14 protein-coding genes and 2 pseudogenes are annotated in these 17,916 nt (G+C 72.9%); 8 read left to right on the forward strand and 8 right to left on the reverse strand.

The window, feature by feature from the left end; translation table 11 throughout:
- The first annotated feature begins 22 nt into the window (after positions 1-22).
- Positions 23-655: a type VII secretion system-associated protein gene (locus ACIP67_RS30630; protein WP_401696140.1), complete on the forward strand. Its 633-nt coding sequence runs from the start codon at positions 23-25 to the stop codon at positions 653-655.
- A 66-nt stretch (positions 656-721) separates the two neighbouring features.
- Entirely contained in the window at positions 722-2,002 is a 1,281-nt protein-coding gene (locus ACIP67_RS30635; RefSeq protein WP_401696141.1) for a ricin-type beta-trefoil lectin domain protein, read from the forward strand.
- Between the two features lie 95 nt (positions 2,003-2,097).
- Here the strand turns inward: ACIP67_RS30635 and ACIP67_RS30640 are convergent, their stop codons facing one another.
- From ACIP67_RS30640 to ACIP67_RS30660, 5 genes are all read right to left on the reverse strand, one after another.
- The gene (locus tag ACIP67_RS30640) at positions 2,098-4,890 is read right to left on the reverse strand and encodes an AAA family ATPase (RefSeq protein ID WP_401696142.1); all 2,793 of its coding nucleotides are present in this window, start codon (positions 4,888-4,890) and stop codon (positions 2,098-2,100) included.
- A 250-nt stretch (positions 4,891-5,140) separates the two neighbouring features.
- Positions 5,141-5,518, reverse strand: coding sequence for a ricin-type beta-trefoil lectin domain protein (locus ACIP67_RS30645; protein WP_401696143.1), 378 nt, complete (start codon positions 5,516-5,518; stop codon positions 5,141-5,143).
- Positions 5,519-5,578: 60 nt separating this feature from the next.
- Positions 5,579-6,163 (reverse strand): hypothetical protein, encoded by a 585-nt coding sequence (locus ACIP67_RS30650; RefSeq protein ID WP_401696144.1) that lies wholly within the window; start codon positions 6,161-6,163, stop codon positions 5,579-5,581.
- A gap of 93 nt (positions 6,164-6,256) precedes the next feature.
- Positions 6,257-6,700 carry a DUF6924 domain-containing protein gene (locus tag ACIP67_RS30655; protein WP_401696145.1) on the reverse strand — a complete coding sequence of 148 codons (444 nt, stop codon included), beginning with the start codon at positions 6,698-6,700 and terminating at the stop codon, positions 6,257-6,259.
- Between the two features lie 198 nt (positions 6,701-6,898).
- Positions 6,899-7,489: a restriction endonuclease gene (locus tag ACIP67_RS30660; RefSeq protein ID WP_401696146.1), complete on the reverse strand. Its 591-nt coding sequence runs from the start codon at positions 7,487-7,489 to the stop codon at positions 6,899-6,901.
- 266 nt (positions 7,490-7,755) lie between these two features.
- Between ACIP67_RS30660 and ACIP67_RS30665 the strand changes: the two genes are divergently transcribed.
- Positions 7,756-10,575, forward strand: a complete 2,820-nt coding sequence (locus tag ACIP67_RS30665) for an AAA family ATPase (protein WP_401696147.1) — start codon at positions 7,756-7,758, stop codon at positions 10,573-10,575.
- A gap of 163 nt (positions 10,576-10,738) precedes the next feature.
- Here the strand turns inward: ACIP67_RS30665 and ACIP67_RS30670 are convergent, their stop codons facing one another.
- Positions 10,739-11,665, reverse strand: a complete 927-nt coding sequence (locus ACIP67_RS30670; RefSeq protein WP_401696149.1) for a pyridoxamine 5'-phosphate oxidase family protein — start codon at positions 11,663-11,665, stop codon at positions 10,739-10,741.
- A 608-nt stretch (positions 11,666-12,273) separates the two neighbouring features.
- Positions 12,274-13,239 carry an alpha/beta hydrolase gene (locus ACIP67_RS30675; protein ID WP_401696150.1) on the reverse strand — a complete coding sequence of 322 codons (966 nt, stop codon included), beginning with the start codon at positions 13,237-13,239 and terminating at the stop codon, positions 12,274-12,276.
- Between the two features lie 193 nt (positions 13,240-13,432).
- Here ACIP67_RS30675 and ACIP67_RS30680 point away from each other — a divergent pair, with 193 nt between their 5' ends.
- Positions 13,433-14,311 (forward strand): helix-turn-helix domain-containing protein, encoded by an 879-nt coding sequence (locus ACIP67_RS30680; protein WP_401696151.1) that lies wholly within the window; start codon positions 13,433-13,435, stop codon positions 14,309-14,311.
- Between the two features lie 107 nt (positions 14,312-14,418).
- A pseudogene (locus ACIP67_RS30685) lies at positions 14,419-14,508 on the forward strand (LacI family DNA-binding transcriptional regulator); the annotation flags it as partial.
- Positions 14,509-14,962: 454 nt separating this feature from the next.
- Here the strand turns inward: ACIP67_RS30685 and ACIP67_RS30690 are convergent.
- Positions 14,963-15,601, reverse strand: coding sequence for a LysE family translocator (locus ACIP67_RS30690; RefSeq protein ID WP_401696152.1), 639 nt, complete (start codon positions 15,599-15,601; stop codon positions 14,963-14,965).
- Between the two features lie 94 nt (positions 15,602-15,695).
- Between ACIP67_RS30690 and ACIP67_RS30695 the strand changes: the two are divergent.
- The 3 genes and pseudogenes from ACIP67_RS30695 to ACIP67_RS30705 all read left to right on the forward strand — a co-directional run.
- Positions 15,696-16,396 (forward strand): annotated as a pseudogene (locus ACIP67_RS30695) (transposase); the annotation flags it as partial.
- On the forward strand, positions 16,329-16,682 hold the full coding sequence (locus ACIP67_RS30700) for a hypothetical protein (RefSeq protein WP_401696153.1): 354 nt from the start codon (positions 16,329-16,331) through the stop codon (positions 16,680-16,682). The pseudogene ACIP67_RS30695 and the gene ACIP67_RS30700, both read left to right, overlap by 68 nt.
- A 28-nt stretch (positions 16,683-16,710) precedes the next feature.
- Complete coding sequence (locus ACIP67_RS30705) at positions 16,711-17,730, forward strand: aldo/keto reductase (RefSeq protein WP_401696154.1); 1,020 nt, start codon at positions 16,711-16,713, stop codon at positions 17,728-17,730.
- Positions 17,731-17,916: the final 186 nt, after the last annotated feature.

Consider the following 17,916-nt stretch of genomic DNA (forward strand, 5'->3'; position numbering starts at 1 on the left):
ATCGCGAAGGGCCCCCCTACAGATGACTGATGTGAAGGTGACGACCTCCTCGGCAGGTGAGACGCCGTTGGCAGGTGAGACGCCGTTGGTACGTGAGACGCCGTTGTCCGAGGTCCCGCCGGCGATCCGGGAAGCGGCCCGGCTCGCCCCCGGCCACTGGTTCGGCATGGTCGATCCCGCCTGGCGGGGCGAGGGCACCCCGCCGAACTGGGCCGTGGTCGGGCAGTACCGGTCCGGCGCCGACGGCGCGGTGGTGGAGTGGCGGTACAACGACGACTACCGGCCTTCGCCGGACCTGAGAGGGTGGCCGCCCGCCACCGATCCGATCGACGAGGCGGTGCGGCTTGCGGCCACCGGATACGGCCCGGAACAGCAGGTGTTCCGGCTGCTCGCCGAGGCGGAGGTCGAGGTGGTGTCGGCGCCCGACGGCAGTCCCGCCGTGGTCAGCGGCCCGGACGGCGGTCCGGTGGTCACCGTTTTCACCTCCGAGGAGCAGACCCGGGCCGGCGGTCGTTACGCCACGAGCACGGTCTCCGTCCGACATCTCGTCCGGGACCTGGACGACGAGGTGCGGCTCTATGTGAACCCCGCGGGTGTGGTCAGCATGTCCGTAACGCAGATACGTGTGTCAACGGAGGCTGTAGAAACGGCCTAGAATCAGCGACTGCACATATCTGAGTGTCATCGACATGTGTCGCACCGACCTCACCGGAAAGGTGTCATGACGACCTCCAGACCCCATGGCTCCCCCGACGAGCCGGCCGCCGTGGCGACCGCCGTGCCGTCCGTCCTGACCGAGCCGGAGGAACCCGAACCGCAGCAGGAACAGCAGCAGGAACAGCAGCAGGAACAGCAGCAGGAACAGCGACAGGAGCGGCGACAGGAGCGGCAACAGAAGAAGGAAAGCACCGGACAGCGACAGGTCGCCGCGGAAGCCGAGCCCGCCTCCTCCACGACGACCGGGTCAGGTCCCGAGTCACAGTCCGAGTCCACGCACGAGTCCGCGGCCGAGCCCGGGACCGAAACCGGTGCCGGGTCGTCGGACGCCGCCACCGCCACCGCGACCGACGACGCCACGGACGACCCCGCCACGGGTGACTCCGTCACGTCGGAGGTCGAGGCCGTCACCGGACGGCCCCACAAGAGCCTGCTCGCCGGGGCCGCCATCGTCGGTGCGCTGCTGATCTGCGTGCCCTTCATGGTCAGCGGTGGCAACGGCGACGACGGACGGTCGTCCGCGAAGCCCGGTGCGACCCCCGGTACCGTCCTGGGCGGCGGGCTGGCGGCGGGCACGGTGTCCGGCGTGGTCGGTTCGCAGTCACCGTCGCCGCAGGCCTCCGGGACGCACGGCAGTGCCGCCCCGAAGGCGAAGACCGTGACCACCACCGGGCCGGACGGCAAGAAGATCACCGTCACGGTGACCCCCGGGGCCGGCGCGTCCGGCGGCGGGACCGCCTCGTCCGGGCAGGGGACGACCAGCACCTCGGCGGGGTCGGGCACGACGTCCGCCGGATCCCAGAACACGTCGGGCAAGACGTCGTCCGGCTCCGGATCGACGTCGTCGTCGGGCAACGGAAGCAAGCAGTCGGCCCAGACCGCCCCGGCGTCCACCGGCGTCTGGATCTACGGCTACGCGTCCGACCGCTGCATCGGCATCGCCAACAGCCCGGGCGCGGCCGCCGGGTCCGCGCTGGTGATCTGGGACTGCTACGACGAGTCCTACCAGCGGTGGACGTTCGTCGACGGCACCGTGCGGTCCGAGGGTAAGTGCATGAACGTCAGCGGTGGCGGCACGGGCAACGGCGCGCTCATCAACTGGACGACGTGCAACGGCTCGGGCGCCCAGCAGTTCCGCCTGAACTCCTCGCACGACCTGACCAACCCGCAGTCCGGCAACAAGTGTGTCGACGTGAAGGACGAGTCGACCGCGAACGGCGCACGGCTGCAACTGTGGACGTGCGCGGGCACCGCCAATCAGAAGTGGGGCAGACGTACCCCGTGAGAGGCGGGCGCCCGCTCTTCCCGAGGGAGGGGCGGGCGCCTTGACGTGCGGGCACGTTCCACGACGCGCGGATGCCGACGGGGCGGGGTGAGATGTCAGCCCTGCTCCAGCAGCCGCAGCGCGTCCCGCAGCGCCACCCGGGACGCGATGCCGAGCTTGGGGTAGATCTGGTAGAGGTGCGCACCGACGGTGCGGTGCGAGATGAACAGCCGTTCGGCGATCTGCTTGTTGGTCAGGCCGGTCGCCGCCAGCTCCGCGATCTCGCGTTCCTGCGCGGTGAGGGCGGCTCCGGTACCGCCCCCACCGTGCGGGACGAACCGGCCGGCCGCCCGCAGCTCCTTGCGGGCCCGCTCCGCCCAGGCGGTGGACTCCAGCCGCTCGAACGTCGCGAGCGCGGCCGTCAGCGGAGCCTTGGACTCCGACAACGCGCGTGACCGGCGCAGCCGTTCGCCCTGGGCGAGCCGCACCCGGGCCAGTGTGAACGGGTACGGCTGCCCGTCCGCGGCGGCCAGCGCCCCGGCGAACAGGCGGGCCGCCTCGGCGTCGTCCTCGGTCGCGAGTGCCTCGGCGGCGTCGGCCAGCAGGGCGAGCCGCGGCGAGAGCCCGGCGATGTTCGTCGTCTCGCGCAGGGCCCGCACGTGCGCGACGGCCTCCGCGCGCCGGTCGGTGCGCACCGCCGCCTCCACCAGTTCGAAGAACACCCACGAGGCGTGCGCGACGTAGGGCGGGAAGCTGCCGGCCGGGCTGATCGCCGTCAGCCGGCGGTACGCCGCGTCGAAGTCGCCGTCGGCGATGTCGGCGAGGGCGTGCACGTGCAGTGCGCCGTGGACGGACTCCCGGATACCCCGCGGCGCCGCCCAGTTGATCATCGCCTCGGCGAGCGCGTGCGCCGTCGCGGTGTCGCCCCTGGACGCGGTGACCAGGCCCTTGGAGTACTGGAAGAACCACAGGCAGACGGCGTACCCGGACTCCTCGGCCCGGACCGTTCCCTCCTCTGACAGCCCCAGGGCCGAGGCCCAGTTGCCGCGGTGGTAGTCGTCCAGGCACAGGTGCAGCAGCGCGCCGATGTGCCGGCGTACCGCACCGCCGTCGCGGCCCTGGCGCACCAGCCGCCAGGCCACCTCACGGACCGCCGCCAGCCGGTCGGGGTACAACGCGGCGGTGCCCACCCGCACGATCCGGGCGGGGTCGGTCTCGTTGGCCGTGTCCTCGATGATGGCGTCCAGCTCCGCCAGCGTCGCCGCGTCGGCGTGCGCGGGATCGCCCCAGGTGCGGGCCGCCACCAGCAGCAGGGGCGGGGGAGCGGGCCGCAGCCGGGCCACGGCCGCGTGGTACGGCGCCCACAGTTCCTCGCGCGCCCCGTAGTTGCACAGCAGCAGCAGGAAGTGCAGGGCGTCGATGAGGGCGGGGTCGTCGGCGTGGAAGCCGTGGTCACCGTCCTCGATGGCACCCACCAGCAGGCGGTGGGCGGTCGTCAGGTCGCCGTCGCTGTTGAGGACGAGCTGCACGGCCGCGGTGGCGGACCGCAGCGAGGCACCGTGCCGGGGGTCGGCCCGCCAGGCGTCCTCCAGCAGCACCGACGCGCTGCTCAGCGCGCCGATCGCCTCGGCACCCACGTAGGCGGCCTCGGCCAGGCGGCGGGCCCGGTCGCTGTCCCGGGGACTGAGGTCGGCGGCCCGGGTGAGCGCGGCGATCGCGCCGACCGCGTCCCCGCGGTCCTGGATGTGCCGGGCCGTCCGCTCCAGCAGGGCGGCGACCTCCTCGTCGGGCTGGAGCGTGGCCTCGCCCAGGTGCCGCGCCCGCCGCTCGGGCTTGTCGGCGACCTGGGCCAGGGCACGGTGTGCCGCGCGCCGGGCGCTGCTGAGTGCCTCCTCGACGACGGCCGACTTGATCAGGGGGTGCCGGAACTCCAGGCGGCGCGGGGAGGACTCCGCCACGCGGACGAGCCCGTCCCGCTCGGCGGCGTCCAGGTCCCGCAGCGCCGCGTCGCCTCCCGTGGCCCGGGCGGCGGCCGACAGCACACCGAGGTCCCCGGTGTCGTCCAGGGCGGCGAGCAGCAGCAGTGAGCGGGTGGCGGCGGGCAGGGAGCTGATACGGGAGGCGAACAGCGACTGCAGGCGTTCGCCCAGCGGCAGCACGGCCGGCAGGGCCTCCCGGGCCCGGCGCTGGTCGGCGCGGAGCGCGTCGGGCAGTTCCAGCAGGGCGAGCGGGTTGCCCTGCGCGGCCTCCAGCAGCCGCCGCCGGACCGAGTGGGACAGATCGGGGAAGTGCAGGTCCACGAGGTGCCCGGCGGCATCAGGGCCGAGGGAGGGCAGCTCGTAGGAGGGCAGTCCGGTCCCGTCGAAGAAGCTGTCCACGCCCGTGCGGCAGGCGGCGAGGAACCGGACGCGCAGACCGCGCAGGCGGCGGGAGAGGAAACCGAAGACGGCGGCGCTCGCCCGGTCCACCCACGGCAGGTCGTCCACGACGAGCAGCACGGGTCCGTCCTCGGCGGCCGCGCGCAGCAGGGCGAGCGCCGCGTTGCAGACCAGCAGGCGCCCCGGTGCCGGACCGGAACCCAAACCCAGGGCGATGGCCAGGGCCTCCCGACTGGGGGCGGCCAGCCGGTCGAGGGTGTCGTACAGCGGGAGCAGGACCTGGTTGAGCGCCGAATAGCCGACGTCGGCCTCGAACTCGGCGCCGGCCGCGCGCAGTACCCGGGTGCCGTCCTGGGCGGCGGCCCGGGCGAGGGCCTCCAGCAGCGCCGTCTTGCCGACGCCGGGCTCACCGGACAGCAGGACGGCGCCGCCCGGCCGCCGCTCCAGCAGCGCGCGGACGCGGTCCAGGTCGTCCTCGCGCCCGACCAGGGACGCGAAGAGGACGCGACGCGGCCGGCCGGGGGAGGTCACCGGGCGCCGCCCCTGGGACGCCGGGTCCGCTCACACCCGCGGCCGGGGGCCGTACGCGTGCCGGGGAGCGGGCCGGACGGCGCCGCGGCGGGCCTGTGCCGCAGCGGACTCGCCGTCCGTGTGCGCGCGCTGCGTGGCATCGGTGTCCCTTCGTCGGTGCCCCGCCATTGTAGGAGGGCCCGCCGGCACCGAATGCCTGGTCATGAGGGGTGGCAGGACGGCGGCGGGCCGCCGTGCGGGATACCGGGCGTCAGGACGCGGACCACTTCTGGTTGTCCTGGCCGCCGCAGGTCCACACCTGGACGCGGGTGCCGTTCCCGGTCGCGCCGTCCACCACGTCCGCGCACTTGTCGGCGAGCCCGCTGACCACGTCGTGACGGTGGTTCAGCTCGAAGCGCTGCGCGGGGCCGCCGTCGCAGGCGGCCAGTCGGAGTCCGGCCCCGTCGGCGGTCGAGCCGTCGGCGAGTTCCACGCACATGCCGAGCGTGCGCATCGTCCCGTCCGACGGAAAGGTCCAGCGCTGTGACGCGGAACCGGAGCAGTCCCAGATCATCAGCGGCGCTCCGGCAGCCGGCCGGCCGCCGACGACGTCGAGGCAGCGCTGGGAGGCGTGGCTGAGGATGCTCACCCCGGACGGGGCGGCCGTCGCCGACGCCCCGGGTGCCTCCCGGGCCGCGGTGGTGGCGGCCTAATCCGGTATCTTCGACGCCTTGCCCGACGCGCCGCCGGTGGACCGGGCGGACGCCGAAGGACCGGCCTCGTCCCCGTCCTTGTCGCCGCTCTCGTGGGCGGACGCGCTCGCCGACGGCTCCGCCCGCGAGCCGGGCCGCACGATGTCGTCCACGTCGTGGTCGTCGTAGTCGTACTCGGCGGACACCGAAGCCCCGCCGCGCTGCTCGCCGTCGTCCTGGCCGGTCAGGACGAGGAGCAGCGCGACCGAGCCCGCGGCCAGCAGTCCCACGACGCCCACCACGCCCAGGGCGCCACGGGACGCGGCACGGCCGGACCGGTCGCCGCTTCGGCCGAGGAGGCCACCGGTCCGGCCCGGCTCGGCGGGCGCGGGCGCGGGCCCGGGAGCGGGCGTCTGCTGCTGAGGGGGGTTGAAGCCGGCGCGGGACCCGAGGGACGAGTACTGGGTGAGGCGGGGCAGCGCACCGCCCTGACGGGCGTCGGTGTCCTCGGGGGGCCGGGGGGACGGGCTGACCTTCTTGCTGCTGCCGGGCACCCGCTGGGGGAGGCCTTGCGCCGGCCGGGGTGTGCGGGGAGATGTCACGGTGACCTTCGGAGCGGGTGCGGGCCCGGTCGGGGCCGCGAGGCGTGGGGTGTCGGGCGCTGCGCGTCCGGGACCGACGGGGGTATGTCCCGGTCAGAATCCCCGGAAGACGCCGTCCTTCCCGGCGGCGTCCACGAACTCCTCCCAGTCCATGTTCGCGAGGGAGATGTTGTTCTCGACGGACCACAGTTCCGTCGCGACGACGCGCAGCACCTCGAAGCCCGGCCCGGTGGTCCCGTCGTCCTCGTCGCCGCCCAGGTACACGGCGAGCAGGGGCATGTCCGCGCCGGTCAGGGCCTCGCCGTCCGCCACGACGAGCAGTGCGTCCTCCTCGGGCGCGAGCTCGACGACCTGCTCGGTGGTGAGGCCCTGGTAGGCGGGGTCGTCCACGATGTGCAGCAGCGCGAGGAAGCCGTCCTCGCCGCCCTCGTCGCCCGCGGGGACGGTGACCGCGGCGCACAGGTTCTGCCAGGCCGCCTCGTCCGAGAAGTCGGTGCGGATCAGCAAGGTGGCTTCGCTCTGCGGGAGGGTGTTCATGCCCGGACTCCTGGTTGCGAGGTATGTCGCCCGGCACGAGAGGCGGCCCGGCGCACGTGGCTCACGCATGTTACGTGATCGCACGAGTTCACACGTATTTCGAAAACACCTCGTGAAAAGTGTGATGGCGGAGGGGGCACAGCGCAGACGCCGAAGGAACGGAAGCCGCGAAAGAGGTGCTGCACGGCGGCACCGATGTCAGTCCTGGTCGGGGCAGAGCCTGTGGTGGGTGCCGGACCGGCCGATGTCGAGTTCCACCAGGGAGCCGAGTGTGGTGCCGCCGTTCCAGAAGCCGAGCAGGTCGACGTCGATGAGGCACAGGCCGTGCCGGGCGGCGAAGTCCCGGGCCGGACGGGTGAAGACGCAGGACGCCACGAACACCGGTACGTCGGCGCCGTGTTCGGCGCGCGCGGTGCCGTTGAAGGTCTGGATGTCGCGGCTCCCGACCGAGCGGTGCTTGGCGTAGCGCTTGCACTGGACGACGATCTTCCTGCCGTCCGGCAGGCGGCCGGTCACATCGGCGCCGAGGTCCCCCGAGCCGCCGACGCGTCTCACCTCGGTGCAGCCGTCCCGGCGGCACAGCCCGGCGACGTACTCCTCGAAGGCACGATCGTCCATCGCCCACACCGCGGCCAGGGAGCGGCGGGCTCGCAGCCGCGCCTCCTCGGCGAGCCGCTTCCGCTCCGCCCGTGCCTCGCGCCGCCCGGCGCGCACGAGCCCCGCGACGACGACCGCGACGACGACCGCGAGGACCGCCGCGACCGACACCGCCGGCAGCACCGTACCCATCCGTGCTCCCCTCCCTCGGCAGCCGTACCGCCTTGGTCTCTCCCCGTTCCGGACCCCGCCCATCCGCCGGACGCGCGGCGGACGGCTCCCGACGGCACCCGAGCGGCCCGGCCCGGTCCGCGGTGAAGCACCCCCCGACGGAGCCGGGCGGCCTCCACGACGGCTCCCGTGAGAAACTGGCCGCCGAGGCGGGCGGGCGCGTGCCGGTCGTGGTCCGGGGAAGTGAGGGCTTCTCGGCAGGCCGGGCTGTGAAGGGGGGAACGCGGATGAGCGACGTGGGCAGGGGGGCCGGGCCGTCTTCGCAGAGCCTTGTGGGGCGCCGGGCGGACCTCGAGTACATCCGGTCGTTCCTCGGTCACTCCTCGGTGAACGGGGCCGCACTGCTGCTCACAGGGGAGGCCGGCGTCGGCAAGACCGCTGTGCTCGACGCGGTCGCGGCGGCCGCCGAGCGCGACGGGGTGCTGGTCCTGCGCGCCCAGGGCGTGCAGTTCGAGGCGGACATTGCCTACTCCGGCCTGAACCAGCTCCTGCTGCCGCTGTTCGACTCGTTCCAGCAGTTGGAGACGGTGCACCAGGACGCGCTGCGGGTGGCGGTGGGCATCGGGACGGGGCCGGCGCCGGACCGGCTGCTGACGTCGACGGCGGCGCTGTTGCTGCTGCGGCTGGTGGCGCAGCGGACTCCGCTGTTGCTGCTGGTGGACGACCTGCCGTGGCTGGATCGGGCCACCACCGCCGTTCTGGGCTTCGTGGCCCGGCGGCTGGTCGGCAGCAGGATCGGTTTCCTCGCCGCCTGCCGCAACGGTTCCGACAGCTTCTTCGAGTCCAGCGGACTCACCGAGCACCGGATCGAACCGCTCGACACCGCTGCGTCGACGGAACTCCTCGTGCACTGCCACCCCGACCTCTCGCCGACCGTGCTGCGCCGCGTGGCCGGCGAGGCCCGTGGCAATCCGCTCGCCCTGGTGGAGCTGCCCGCGGCGCTGACGGCCGAGCAGCGGGCGACGCTGTCGGCGGTGCCGTCGGTGCTGCCGCTGACCGAACGCCTTCAGACGCTCTTCGCGTCCCGGATCGCCGAACTGCCGCTCACCGCGCGGGACCTGCTCCTGGTGGCGGCACTGGACGGTACCGGGGAGCTGGCCGTGGTGGAGGCGGCTGCCGCGGGCCGGGCCGCCGTCGACGATCTCGCACCCGCCGAGCGGGGACGCCTCGTGCGGATCTCGTCCGACGCGCGGCACATCGTCTTCCGGCATCCCCTCATCGCCTCGGCCGTCGTCGAGGAATCCACCGCCGCGGAACGCCGGCAGGCGCACCAGGCGCTGGCCGACGTGTTGCGGGACCGTCCGGAGCGCCGCGCCTGGCATCTCGGCGAGGCCGCCACCGGCCCCGACGAGACCGTCGCCGGCCTGCTGGAGCACGCCGCTCACCTGCGGCTGCGGCGCGGAGACGCTCTCGGGGCCGTCACGGCGCTGACCCGGGCGGCCGGACTGAGCCCGGCCGCCGCCCACCGGGCCCAGCGGCTGGCGGAGGCCGCGTACATCGGGGCCGCGGCGGGCGGTGAGCTGGAGGACGCCTCACGGCTGCTGGAGGACGCCCGGTCCGTCGACCCGGGCAGCGGACAGTCCCTGCACGCCGCGGCCGCTTCCGCGTTCCTGCTGATCAACCGGGACGGTGACGTGGGGACGGCACACCGCCTGCTGGTCGGCGCCATCGAGGCCGGTGCCGAGGACGGGCACCGCTGGGACGCGGCCGACACCGCCCTCAACGAGGCCCTGCACACGCTCGTCCTGCTCTGTTGGTACGGGGGTGAAGTCCGGCTCTGGCAGCCCTTGCTGGACTTCCTCGACCGGCTCGTCCCCGCCGCGCCGGAGCTGCTCTGGGTGTGCGTCCAGACCTTCGCCGACCCGGCCCGTACCGGTCCCCGGGCGCTGCCCCGCCTGGAGCGCCTGCTGTCCGGGCCGCACACCGACCCCTCCCGGCTGGTGCGCGCCGGCGCCTATCCCGACCGGCTCGGTGACCTCCGCGAGGCCAACCTCCGCCTGATCGAGCAGGGACGGGCGGGCGCGGCACCCGTCCGTCTGCACCTCGGCGCCCTGATGCATCTGGGCCTCGACTACTACCATCTCGGCCGCTGGGCCGACGCCGGGCGCTGTGCCGAGGAGGGCCATCTCCTCTGCCAGCAGTACGAATATCACTTCTACGTCTGGTACTTCGACTACGTGCAGGCGATCGTCGCGGCAGCGCGGGGCGAGGTGGAGAACGCAGTGGCGATCGCTGAGAAGATCGTCCGCTGGTCGGCGCCGCGGGGCGCCCACGGGGCCCGGAAGTTCGCCCACCACGCGCTGGCGCTGGCCGCGCTCGCCGACGGGGACCACGAGAGCGCCTACCGGCACGGCTGCGCGCTGAGCCCCCCGGGCACCCTCGCCCCGTACGTCCCGCACGCCATGTGGGGAGCGATGGACCTGGTCGAGGCCGCCCTGCGTACCGGGCACGAGGAAGAGGCGGCCGCCCACGCCGCCGCGATGCGGGAGTCCGGCATGCCCCGGCTCTCGCCCCGGCTCCGCATGCTGACCAGGGCGAGCCAGGCGCTGACCACGCCCGGTGAGGAGGGACTGCCGCTTTTCGAGGCGGCGCTGGCCGACGGTTCGGCCCGGTGGCCCTTCGAAACCGCCCGCGTCCGCCTCGCCCGCGGCGAACGCCTGCGCCGGCTGCGGGCCGCGGCAGAGGCCCGCGACGAGCTGACACGGGCCCTGGAGGTGTTCCAGCGGCTCGGCGCCGCGCCCTGGGCCGCTCGTGCCGCCGCGGAACTGCGGGCCACCGGACGGACCGTGCCGGGGGTCGCGGGGAAGCACGCGGTACTCACCGCGCAGGAGCGGCAGATCGCCCTGCTCGCCGCCTCGGGGCTGACCAACAAGCAGATCGCCGAACGCCTCTTCCTCTCGCACCGCACCATCGGCACACACCTGTACCAGGTCTACCCCAAGCTGGGCATCTCCTCGCGGGCCGCACTGCGTGACGCCCTCGACGCCCTCGATCGGGCCGGTGCAGCGGGGACGGCGGAGAAGACACCGTCGGCGGGCATGCTGTAGGGCGTTCCCGGTCGGCAGCACACCGGGGACCCTGACGGCTTCGGTACCGCCGTGCCGGAGCCGTCGGACGGAGCCCGCGGCGGCCGTGGGACGCGGACACCGGCGCCTCCGGTCGCCGGGCCGACCGCCCGCTCGTGAGCCGGTCCGCCGGTCCGCCGGCCCGTCAGGACGACCGTCGGGGCGCCGCGAGCGGCTGAAAGAGGTCCCACCGCACGGCGGGCCGGGGCAGCCCACGGCGTTCCAGGTACCGGTCGGTGGCGCGGCCGGTGCGGCGCAGCAGCCGCAGCCCGTCGAGCCCCTTTCCCGAGCCCATGGGCTCCAGCACCGAGCCGGGAACCAGCAGCCAGCCGTCGCCGGTCTCCTCCAGTTCGCCGCGGACGACCACGTTGGTCAGGTTGTTCAGCCGCTCGTCGTGCCGGTGCGCCAGCAGCGAGGCGGGGCCCGCCGTGACCGCGCAGTCGGCCGGCACGTGCACCGCGAAGCCTTTCGCTGTCGCGACCGGCCTGGTCCGGGCGAGGACGGGCGCGCCGGAGGCGTCACGGGCGGCCAGGACCGCCGTGGGGTACGCGGCGAGCTGCGCGGCCCCCGGCAGCGGCGCACCGCCGGCCGGGGCGGGCTCCACCTGCGGCACGGGCGGCTCCGCGGCCGGACGCACGAGCACCCGCTCGGGGGTGATGGTGATGACGAGCCGCAGGTAGTACCAGCCCGTCAGCCGCCGCAGCGGGCGCGCCAGGTACGACGTGCTGTGCGGCTGCCGCTCGAAAAGCGTCCGCCAGTAGTCCTCCAGGCCCTCGGGTCCGGTGTGTATCTCGTCGGGGCACTCGGCCGTACCTCCGACGAACAGGTGCGGCGGGTTGCTCAGACCGCTGCCGGTGGGGTCGGAGAAGAGCAGGGCGACGCGCCCGTCCCGGCGTACGTTCAGCGCCTTCTGGGCGAACGCGAGACACGTGGTCACCACGAGTTTCCCGTCGTCACGGCGCCATACGGCCGTCGGCCAAGCCGTCGGCGTACCGTCGCGGCCCAGGGTGACGAACTCACCCGTCCGGTAGGCGTCGAGCACATCCAGGGGAAGGGGGTCGAGGACCGTCATCGTGCTGCTCCTTCGATCGGTGCGTCCTGCCGGCCATCGGGAGCGGGCAGCGAACAGACATGCTGCCACAGCCAGTTGACACTCATGTGTGCAGGCGGCACGAGAAGAACACCTCCCTCACATGTGTCAGGGGATCACTCACAGCGCCGCGGCAGGCAGCATGCTTGGAGCCGAGTGCCCGAGTGCCCGAGTGCCCGAGTGCCCGAGTGCCCGAGTGCCCGAGTGCCCGAGTGCCCGAGTGCCCGAGTGCCCGGATGTCCGGGTGCCTGCGTGTCCGGGTGCCCGAGTGGCCGAGTCCGGCGTGCCCGCGGCGAGGACATCCACCGCGGCGAGCGCGCCCAGGAGGTCACTCTCCGGGGCGCTGTCCGGTGCCTGGTGACACATGCGTGGGGGCATGACCGGCCGGTCCGCATGCCCATCGCCGCGGCCACCTGTTTCCGCTCGGCGTCGCGACCGATCGGCCCGGCCTCGTCCGGCACCGTGTGCGCATCCCCTTTCGCCCTCTCCGGCGCGCTCTCCCGCCTGGGGCCCGCCCGGCCGCCACCCGTGCCTCCTGCTGCCTTCGGTGCGGTGCAGTGCGGTGCGGTGCGGTGCGGTGCGGGAGGACTTCACACCGGCTGCGCCGACACCGGCCGGGCGGGAAGCAGACGGGGCTCCGCCGTGAGGTGGGTGGTGAAGAACTCGGTGAGCCTGTCGACGGCGAGGTCGACGTACTGCTTCTTGTCGTACAGGTCGACATGGCTGGCGCCCTCGATCCAGTGGATCTCCGCGGGGCCGGTGGTACGCCGGTGGGCCTCCAGCGCCATCCACGCGGTGACGGCGCGTTCGCCGATGACCTGGAGGACGGGCCGGGGCCCGATCAGCGGGACGGCGTGGAAGGCGTCGTGCAGGGCCATCCGGTCGATGCTCTCCCAGGCGAGCGTCTTCGCGGAACGCTCGTGCCCGCCCCGCGCCGTGCAGTAGTACTCGAAGCCCTCGGCACCGTGCTCGCCGCCGAGCGCGCGGGCCTCCTGGACCGTCTGCGGGAACATGGTCATCGCGCCGGGGTCCTCACCTCGCGCGGCGGTGCTGCGGGCCGCAGCGGCGGCGTCCAGCAGCGCCTGGAAGACGGCCGGGTCCTGTGTACCGTCGGCGCCGAACCGGAACTGCCGGGCGGGCTCGGCGGTGGACACGGTGGCCACCGCCTTGACCCGGCGGTCACTACCGGTGGCGGCCAGCGAGTAACTGCCGGAGGCGCAGATGCCCAGCAGGCCGATCCGGTCGGCGTCGACCCCGTCACGGGCGGTGAGCCAGGAGACGGCGGCCTTGAAGTCCTCCACCCGCTGGGCGGGGTCCTCCAGGCCCCGCGGCAGACCGCCGGACTCGCCCTGGTGGGCGGCGTCGAAGGCGAGGGTGACAAAACCCCGCTCGGCCATCAGCCGGGCGTACGTGCCGGAGGTCTGCTCCTTCACGCCCGTACCGGGGTGACCGACCACGAGGGCCGGCCGCGGCCCGGACGCCGGCGTGTCGGGTGTGTAGAGGTGGGCGGCGACCGGGACGCCGGCGCTGTGGAAGCTGACGGTGGTCAAAACCATGGGTGACTCTCCCTACGAGGTGTTTGCTGTTCACCTGTGCTTGCTGTTCACCTGTGCTTGCTGTCCATCTGTGCTCGCAGTTTCACCTTCCACCCCTCTCCGCCCGGGTGGGAGAGTCAGGTTCCTGCCTGGGAAAGAACTGTCCCCCTCACACGTGTGCCGCAGCCGTCGCCGCGCGGCGACACTGGTACCCATGACGACCTCGAACTCCGGCTCCCGCGCACTGGGAGCCTTCCTGAAGGCCCGCCGGGCCCAGCTGACCCCCCGGGAGTGCGGCCTGCCCGGGACGGACTCCGCCCGCAGGGTCGCCGGACTGCGCCGCGAGGAGGTCGCCGGGCTCGCCGCCATCAGCGTGGACTACTACACCCGGCTGGAGCAGGGCCGCGTCCGGGCGTCCGCCACCGTCCTCACCACTCTGGCCCACGCCCTGCGCCTCGACGACGACCAGCGCAGGTACCTCCACGAACTCGCCGGCCGGACCGACGCCCAGCCGCGCCGCCGCCGTCCCGCCGAGCGCCCGCGCCCCGCCGTACGACGCCTGCTCGACCAACTCGGCCGTACGACCCCCGCCCTGGTCCTCGGCAGCCGCCTGGACATCCTGGCCTGGAACCCTGCCGCGGTGGCCCTCTACACCGACTTCGCCGCCGTCCCGGCCCACCGGCGCAACTACATGCGGCTGCTGTTCACCGACCCGGTGTTGCGGCACCTGCACCAGGACTGGGCCCACGACGCCCGGGAAGCCGTCGCCGCGCTGCGGATGGAGGCCGCGGCCGACGCCGACGACCCTGCCCTGGCCCAGCTCGTCGGTGAACTCTCCGTCCAGGACGCCGACTTCCGCACCTGGTGGGCCGAACACCGCGTCAACAGCGCCAGTTACGGCACCAAACACTACCGCCACCACCTGGTGGGCGACCTCACCCTCGACTGCGACACCTGGGCCAGCCCCGACGGCTCCGGACAGCGCCTGATGGTCCTGACCGCCGAACCCGGCAGTCCCTCCGAAGACGCCCTGCGCATCCTCACCTCCTGGACGGCCCGAGATCCGGACGCCGACCGGCTGCTGCGGGAGTGAGACACACCTCCGCTCACGGCCGGGCATCGCTCCGGCGCCGCTCGCGGTGACGCGTCGGCGCCGGTGGCTCTGTAGTGCAGGGGGGCCGTCCGTCGGCCGGCGTCTCCATGGCAACCGTTTCCCGCGCACTGGCCGGCAACTACCCGGTCTCCCCTGAGGCCAAGGCCCGTGTCATGGCCGCTGTCAGGTCCCTGCACTACGTGGTGAACATCCACGCGAAGGCACTTTCCGGGGAAGTCGCCGGGCCGACCGCGCTGGTCATCAAGGACATCACCGGCCCTTCACTCGCGCAGTGGCCGAGCCGGAGGCGCGGTCCTGCGGTCCGCACGGCTCCTCGAGGGCCGGACACGCGACTGCGCACGTCGGCTGACCCCGTACTTCGGCACGTACTTCGTCCGTGCGGTGGTGCGTTCTCGGAGCCCGCTTCAACTCATCAGCACCATGGGCACACGATGTCCGTCCAGCGCGTCGAGCACCGCGGGCACGGCGCCGTAGTCGACCGCGGCGTAGTCGCCGGACCCGTAGGGCGCACCATGGGTCATCACGACGGCGTTGACATCCTCGGCGGCGCCGCGCACGGCCGTGGGGTCGGCTAGGAGCGTGTCTCAGTAACCGCCGTCCCGCGCAACGTTTCGAGAATCCGGTGCGTTGTCACACGTCATTCCCGGTGAGAGCCAGACGGACGCCGAGGCCGACCATCACCGCCCCGGACGCTGCGCCAATCGCGGACAGGCGGCGGGGCGACCCGCGGAACCAGCCACGTGCCGTCCCGGCGAGGAGCCCCCAGGCCGAGTCGGAAACCAGAGCGACAGCGGCGCAGACGATGCCGAGGAGCAGGAGTTGCAGCGTCACGTGCCCCGCCGAGCGGTTTACGAACTGGGGCAGCACCGCCGAGAAGATCAGGAAGCCCTTCGGATTGCTCACCCCGACAACGAAACCCTGCCGGACGACGCGCCGTACGTTCGCGGGTGGCCGCTGCTGCGCGTCCGTAACGGCCAGTTCCCCGCGATGCCGCCACGTCTGGACGCCGAGGTAGACCAGATACAGCGCGCCCGCGAACTTCAGCACCGAAAACACCACGATCGACCGCGCGACCACGGCTCCCAACCCGAAGGCCACCAAGGCGGCCTGGATCAGCACCCCGCCGTTGTTGCCTACCGCCGTGGCCAGCGCCGCCCGGCGTCCGAGCGCCACCCCTCGCCCGACCACGAACACCACGCTCGGCCCCGGAACAGCGATCAACACAGCGACCACGGCGAGGAAAGCCCAGAAGTGCCCGATACCCAACATGCCGTCAGATTAGGAGCGGAGGTCAGTACGCGACAACCCTGCTGGGTGGTGATCATTCGTGCGGGATGATCTCGGTATGCGTGATCGGGACGGACTGTTCGAGATCGAGCCGGTCGGGAAGAAGCAGCCGCAGGGTCGTCCGGCGGCGGTGGGCAAGCCGTTCCGGGCGTTCGACCCGCACCAGGTCCTGCTGCTGCCACCGTCGCTGGACGACTGGCTGCCCGAGGACCACCTGGCCCGGTTCGTCGCCGACCTGGTCGACGAGGTGCTCGACCTGTCGCCGATCCTGGCTGACTACACCGAAAAGCGCGGCTATCCACCCTACGACCCGCGGTTGATGGTGCGGCTGCTGATCTACGGCTACACCACCGGGGTGCGCTCCTCGCGGGCGATCACCCGTAAATGTGTTGACGATGTCGCGTTCCGGTTCCTGGCCGCCGACCAGGCTCCGGACTTCCGCTCGATCGCCGGTTCCGCCGCCGTCACCTGGACGCGCTCGCCGGCCTGTTCCTGCAGTCGCTGCACCTGGCGCAGAAGCTGGACATGGTCAAGATGGGCCGTGTCGCGCTGGACGGCACCAAGTCGGAGGCCAGCGCCTCCAAGCACAAGGCGATGAGCTACGGCCGCCTGATCGGCAAGGAAGAGCAGATCGAAGCCGAGATCGCCGCCCTGGAGACCACGGCCCGGTCCCTGCTGGACGACGCCGAAGCAGTCGACACCGCCGAAGATGCCCGGTTCGGCGTGGACAACAAAGAGGCCGACCTGCCCGCCGAGCTGGATCCGCGCGCCGCACGACAAGGCCCTCACCGACCTGATCGGCGAACTGACCACCCGCAGCGGCGACTTCGCCCGCAGGTGGGCACGGCACGACGTGAAGTTCCACCGCTCCGGCGTGAAGAACCTCCACCATCCGCTCGTCGGCGATCTCGCCCTGCCCTATGAGGCGATGGACCTGCCCTCCGACCCAGGCCTGCGCCTCAACTTCTACACACCCGAGCCGGACTCTCCGGAACAGCAGGCCCTGGACCTGCTCGCGAGCTGGGCGACCACCGGCACGGTCGTGCCCTCCGGCAACGACTGACCCCCACACGAAAGAGGAGAACCACTCCATGCGGTACCGACCGCTGGGCCGTACCGGCGTCCAGGTCAGCCCGCTGTGCCTGGGCGCGATGATGTTCGGCCCCTGGGGCAACGAGGACGAGACCGACTCGATCCGGATCATCCACCGCGCCCTCGACGCGGGCGTCAACTTCGTCGACACCGCGGACGTGTACTCCGCGGGCGTGTCAGAGGAGATCGTCGGCAAGGCCCTCGAGGGCCGCCGCGAGGACGTGTTCCTGGCGACCAAGTTCTTCATGCCGATGGACCAGGAGGACCCCAACCAGCGCGGCGGGTCCCGGCGTTGGATCATCCGCGAGGTCGAGAACTCGCTGCGCCGCCTCGGCACCGACCACATCGACCTCTACCAGGTCCACCGCCCCAGCCCCGACACAGACGTGGCCGAGACCCTCGGCGCCCTCTCCGACCTCGTCCACCAGGGCAAGGTCCGCTACATCGGCTCCTCGTCCTATTCCGGATCCCAGATCGTCGAGGCCCAATGGGCTTCCCGGGAGCGGCACTTGGAGCGTTTTGTCACCGAGCAGCCGCCGTACTCCATCCTGGTCCGCGGCATCGAGGAAGACGTCCTGCCCACCGTGCGCCGTCACGGCATGGGCACCCTCACCTACAGCCCGCTCTCCGGCGGCTGGCTCTCCGGCCGCTACCGCAAGAACGCCACCGAGGGCCCTGCTTCCGCCGCACGCCCCCAGGCCCGTTTCGACATGAGCACCCCCGCCAATCAGCGCAAGCTCGACGCCGTCGAACAGCTCGCGGTCCTCGCGGAGAAGGCGGGCCTCACCCTGATCGAGCTGGCCGTCGCCTTCGTCGTCAACCACCCCGGCGTCACCTCGGCGATCATCGGGCCACGGACCATGGAGCAGTTGGAGGCGTTTCTGCCCGCCGCCGACGTCACGCTGTCGTCCGACATCCTCGACGCCATCGACGAGATCGTCGCACCGGGCGTCACCGTCAACCCGGTCGACAACAGCTACGGAGACTTCGAGCTGCGGGCCGACCAGCGGCGCCGCTGACATGAGCCGGCTCGGCCGGTCACGTCGGCCGAGCCGGAACATCATCGCGGCCCAGCGGCCAACAGCCGCCCCGGACGCCGCGCCGGAGCAGGACCACCGGCTTCCCTACGAGTGCGAACCCCCTCGGTGCCGCACGTGCAGCACCGAGAGATGGCGCTTCCCGCACAGACCGGCTGTCGGGGGGCC

Origin of the sequence: Streptomyces sp. NPDC088812 (assembly GCF_044750285.1) — a bacterium.
Classification (GTDB): Bacteria; Actinomycetota; Actinomycetes; order Streptomycetales; family Streptomycetaceae; genus Streptomyces.

Bases quoted from the DNA above. Each gene is read 5' to 3' on its own strand.
- ACIP67_RS30670 (WP_401696149.1), bottom strand. From the start codon at position 11,665: ATGACGGTCCTCGACCCCCTTCCCCTGGATGTGCTCGACGCCTACCGG.
- ACIP67_RS30635 (WP_401696141.1), top strand. From the start codon at position 722: ATGACGACCTCCAGACCCCATGGCTCCCCCGACGAGCCGGCCGCCGTG.
- ACIP67_RS30665 (WP_401696147.1), top strand. From the start codon at position 7,756: ATGAGCGACGTGGGCAGGGGGGCCGGGCCGTCTTCGCAGAGCCTTGTG.
- ACIP67_RS30630 (WP_401696140.1), top strand. From the start codon at position 23: ATGACTGATGTGAAGGTGACGACCTCCTCGGCAGGTGAGACGCCGTTG.
- ACIP67_RS30705 (WP_401696154.1), top strand. From the start codon at position 16,711: ATGCGGTACCGACCGCTGGGCCGTACCGGCGTCCAGGTCAGCCCGCTG.
- ACIP67_RS30680 (WP_401696151.1), top strand. From the start codon at position 13,433: ATGACGACCTCGAACTCCGGCTCCCGCGCACTGGGAGCCTTCCTGAAG.
- ACIP67_RS30690 (WP_401696152.1), bottom strand. From the start codon at position 15,601: ATGTTGGGTATCGGGCACTTCTGGGCTTTCCTCGCCGTGGTCGCTGTG.
- ACIP67_RS30700 (WP_401696153.1), top strand. From the start codon at position 16,329: ATGCCCGGTTCGGCGTGGACAACAAAGAGGCCGACCTGCCCGCCGAGC.
- ACIP67_RS30675 (WP_401696150.1), bottom strand. From the start codon at position 13,239: ATGGTTTTGACCACCGTCAGCTTCCACAGCGCCGGCGTCCCGGTCGCC.
- ACIP67_RS30660 (WP_401696146.1), bottom strand. From the start codon at position 7,489: ATGGGTACGGTGCTGCCGGCGGTGTCGGTCGCGGCGGTCCTCGCGGTC.
- ACIP67_RS30655 (WP_401696145.1), bottom strand. From the start codon at position 6,700: ATGAACACCCTCCCGCAGAGCGAAGCCACCTTGCTGATCCGCACCGAC.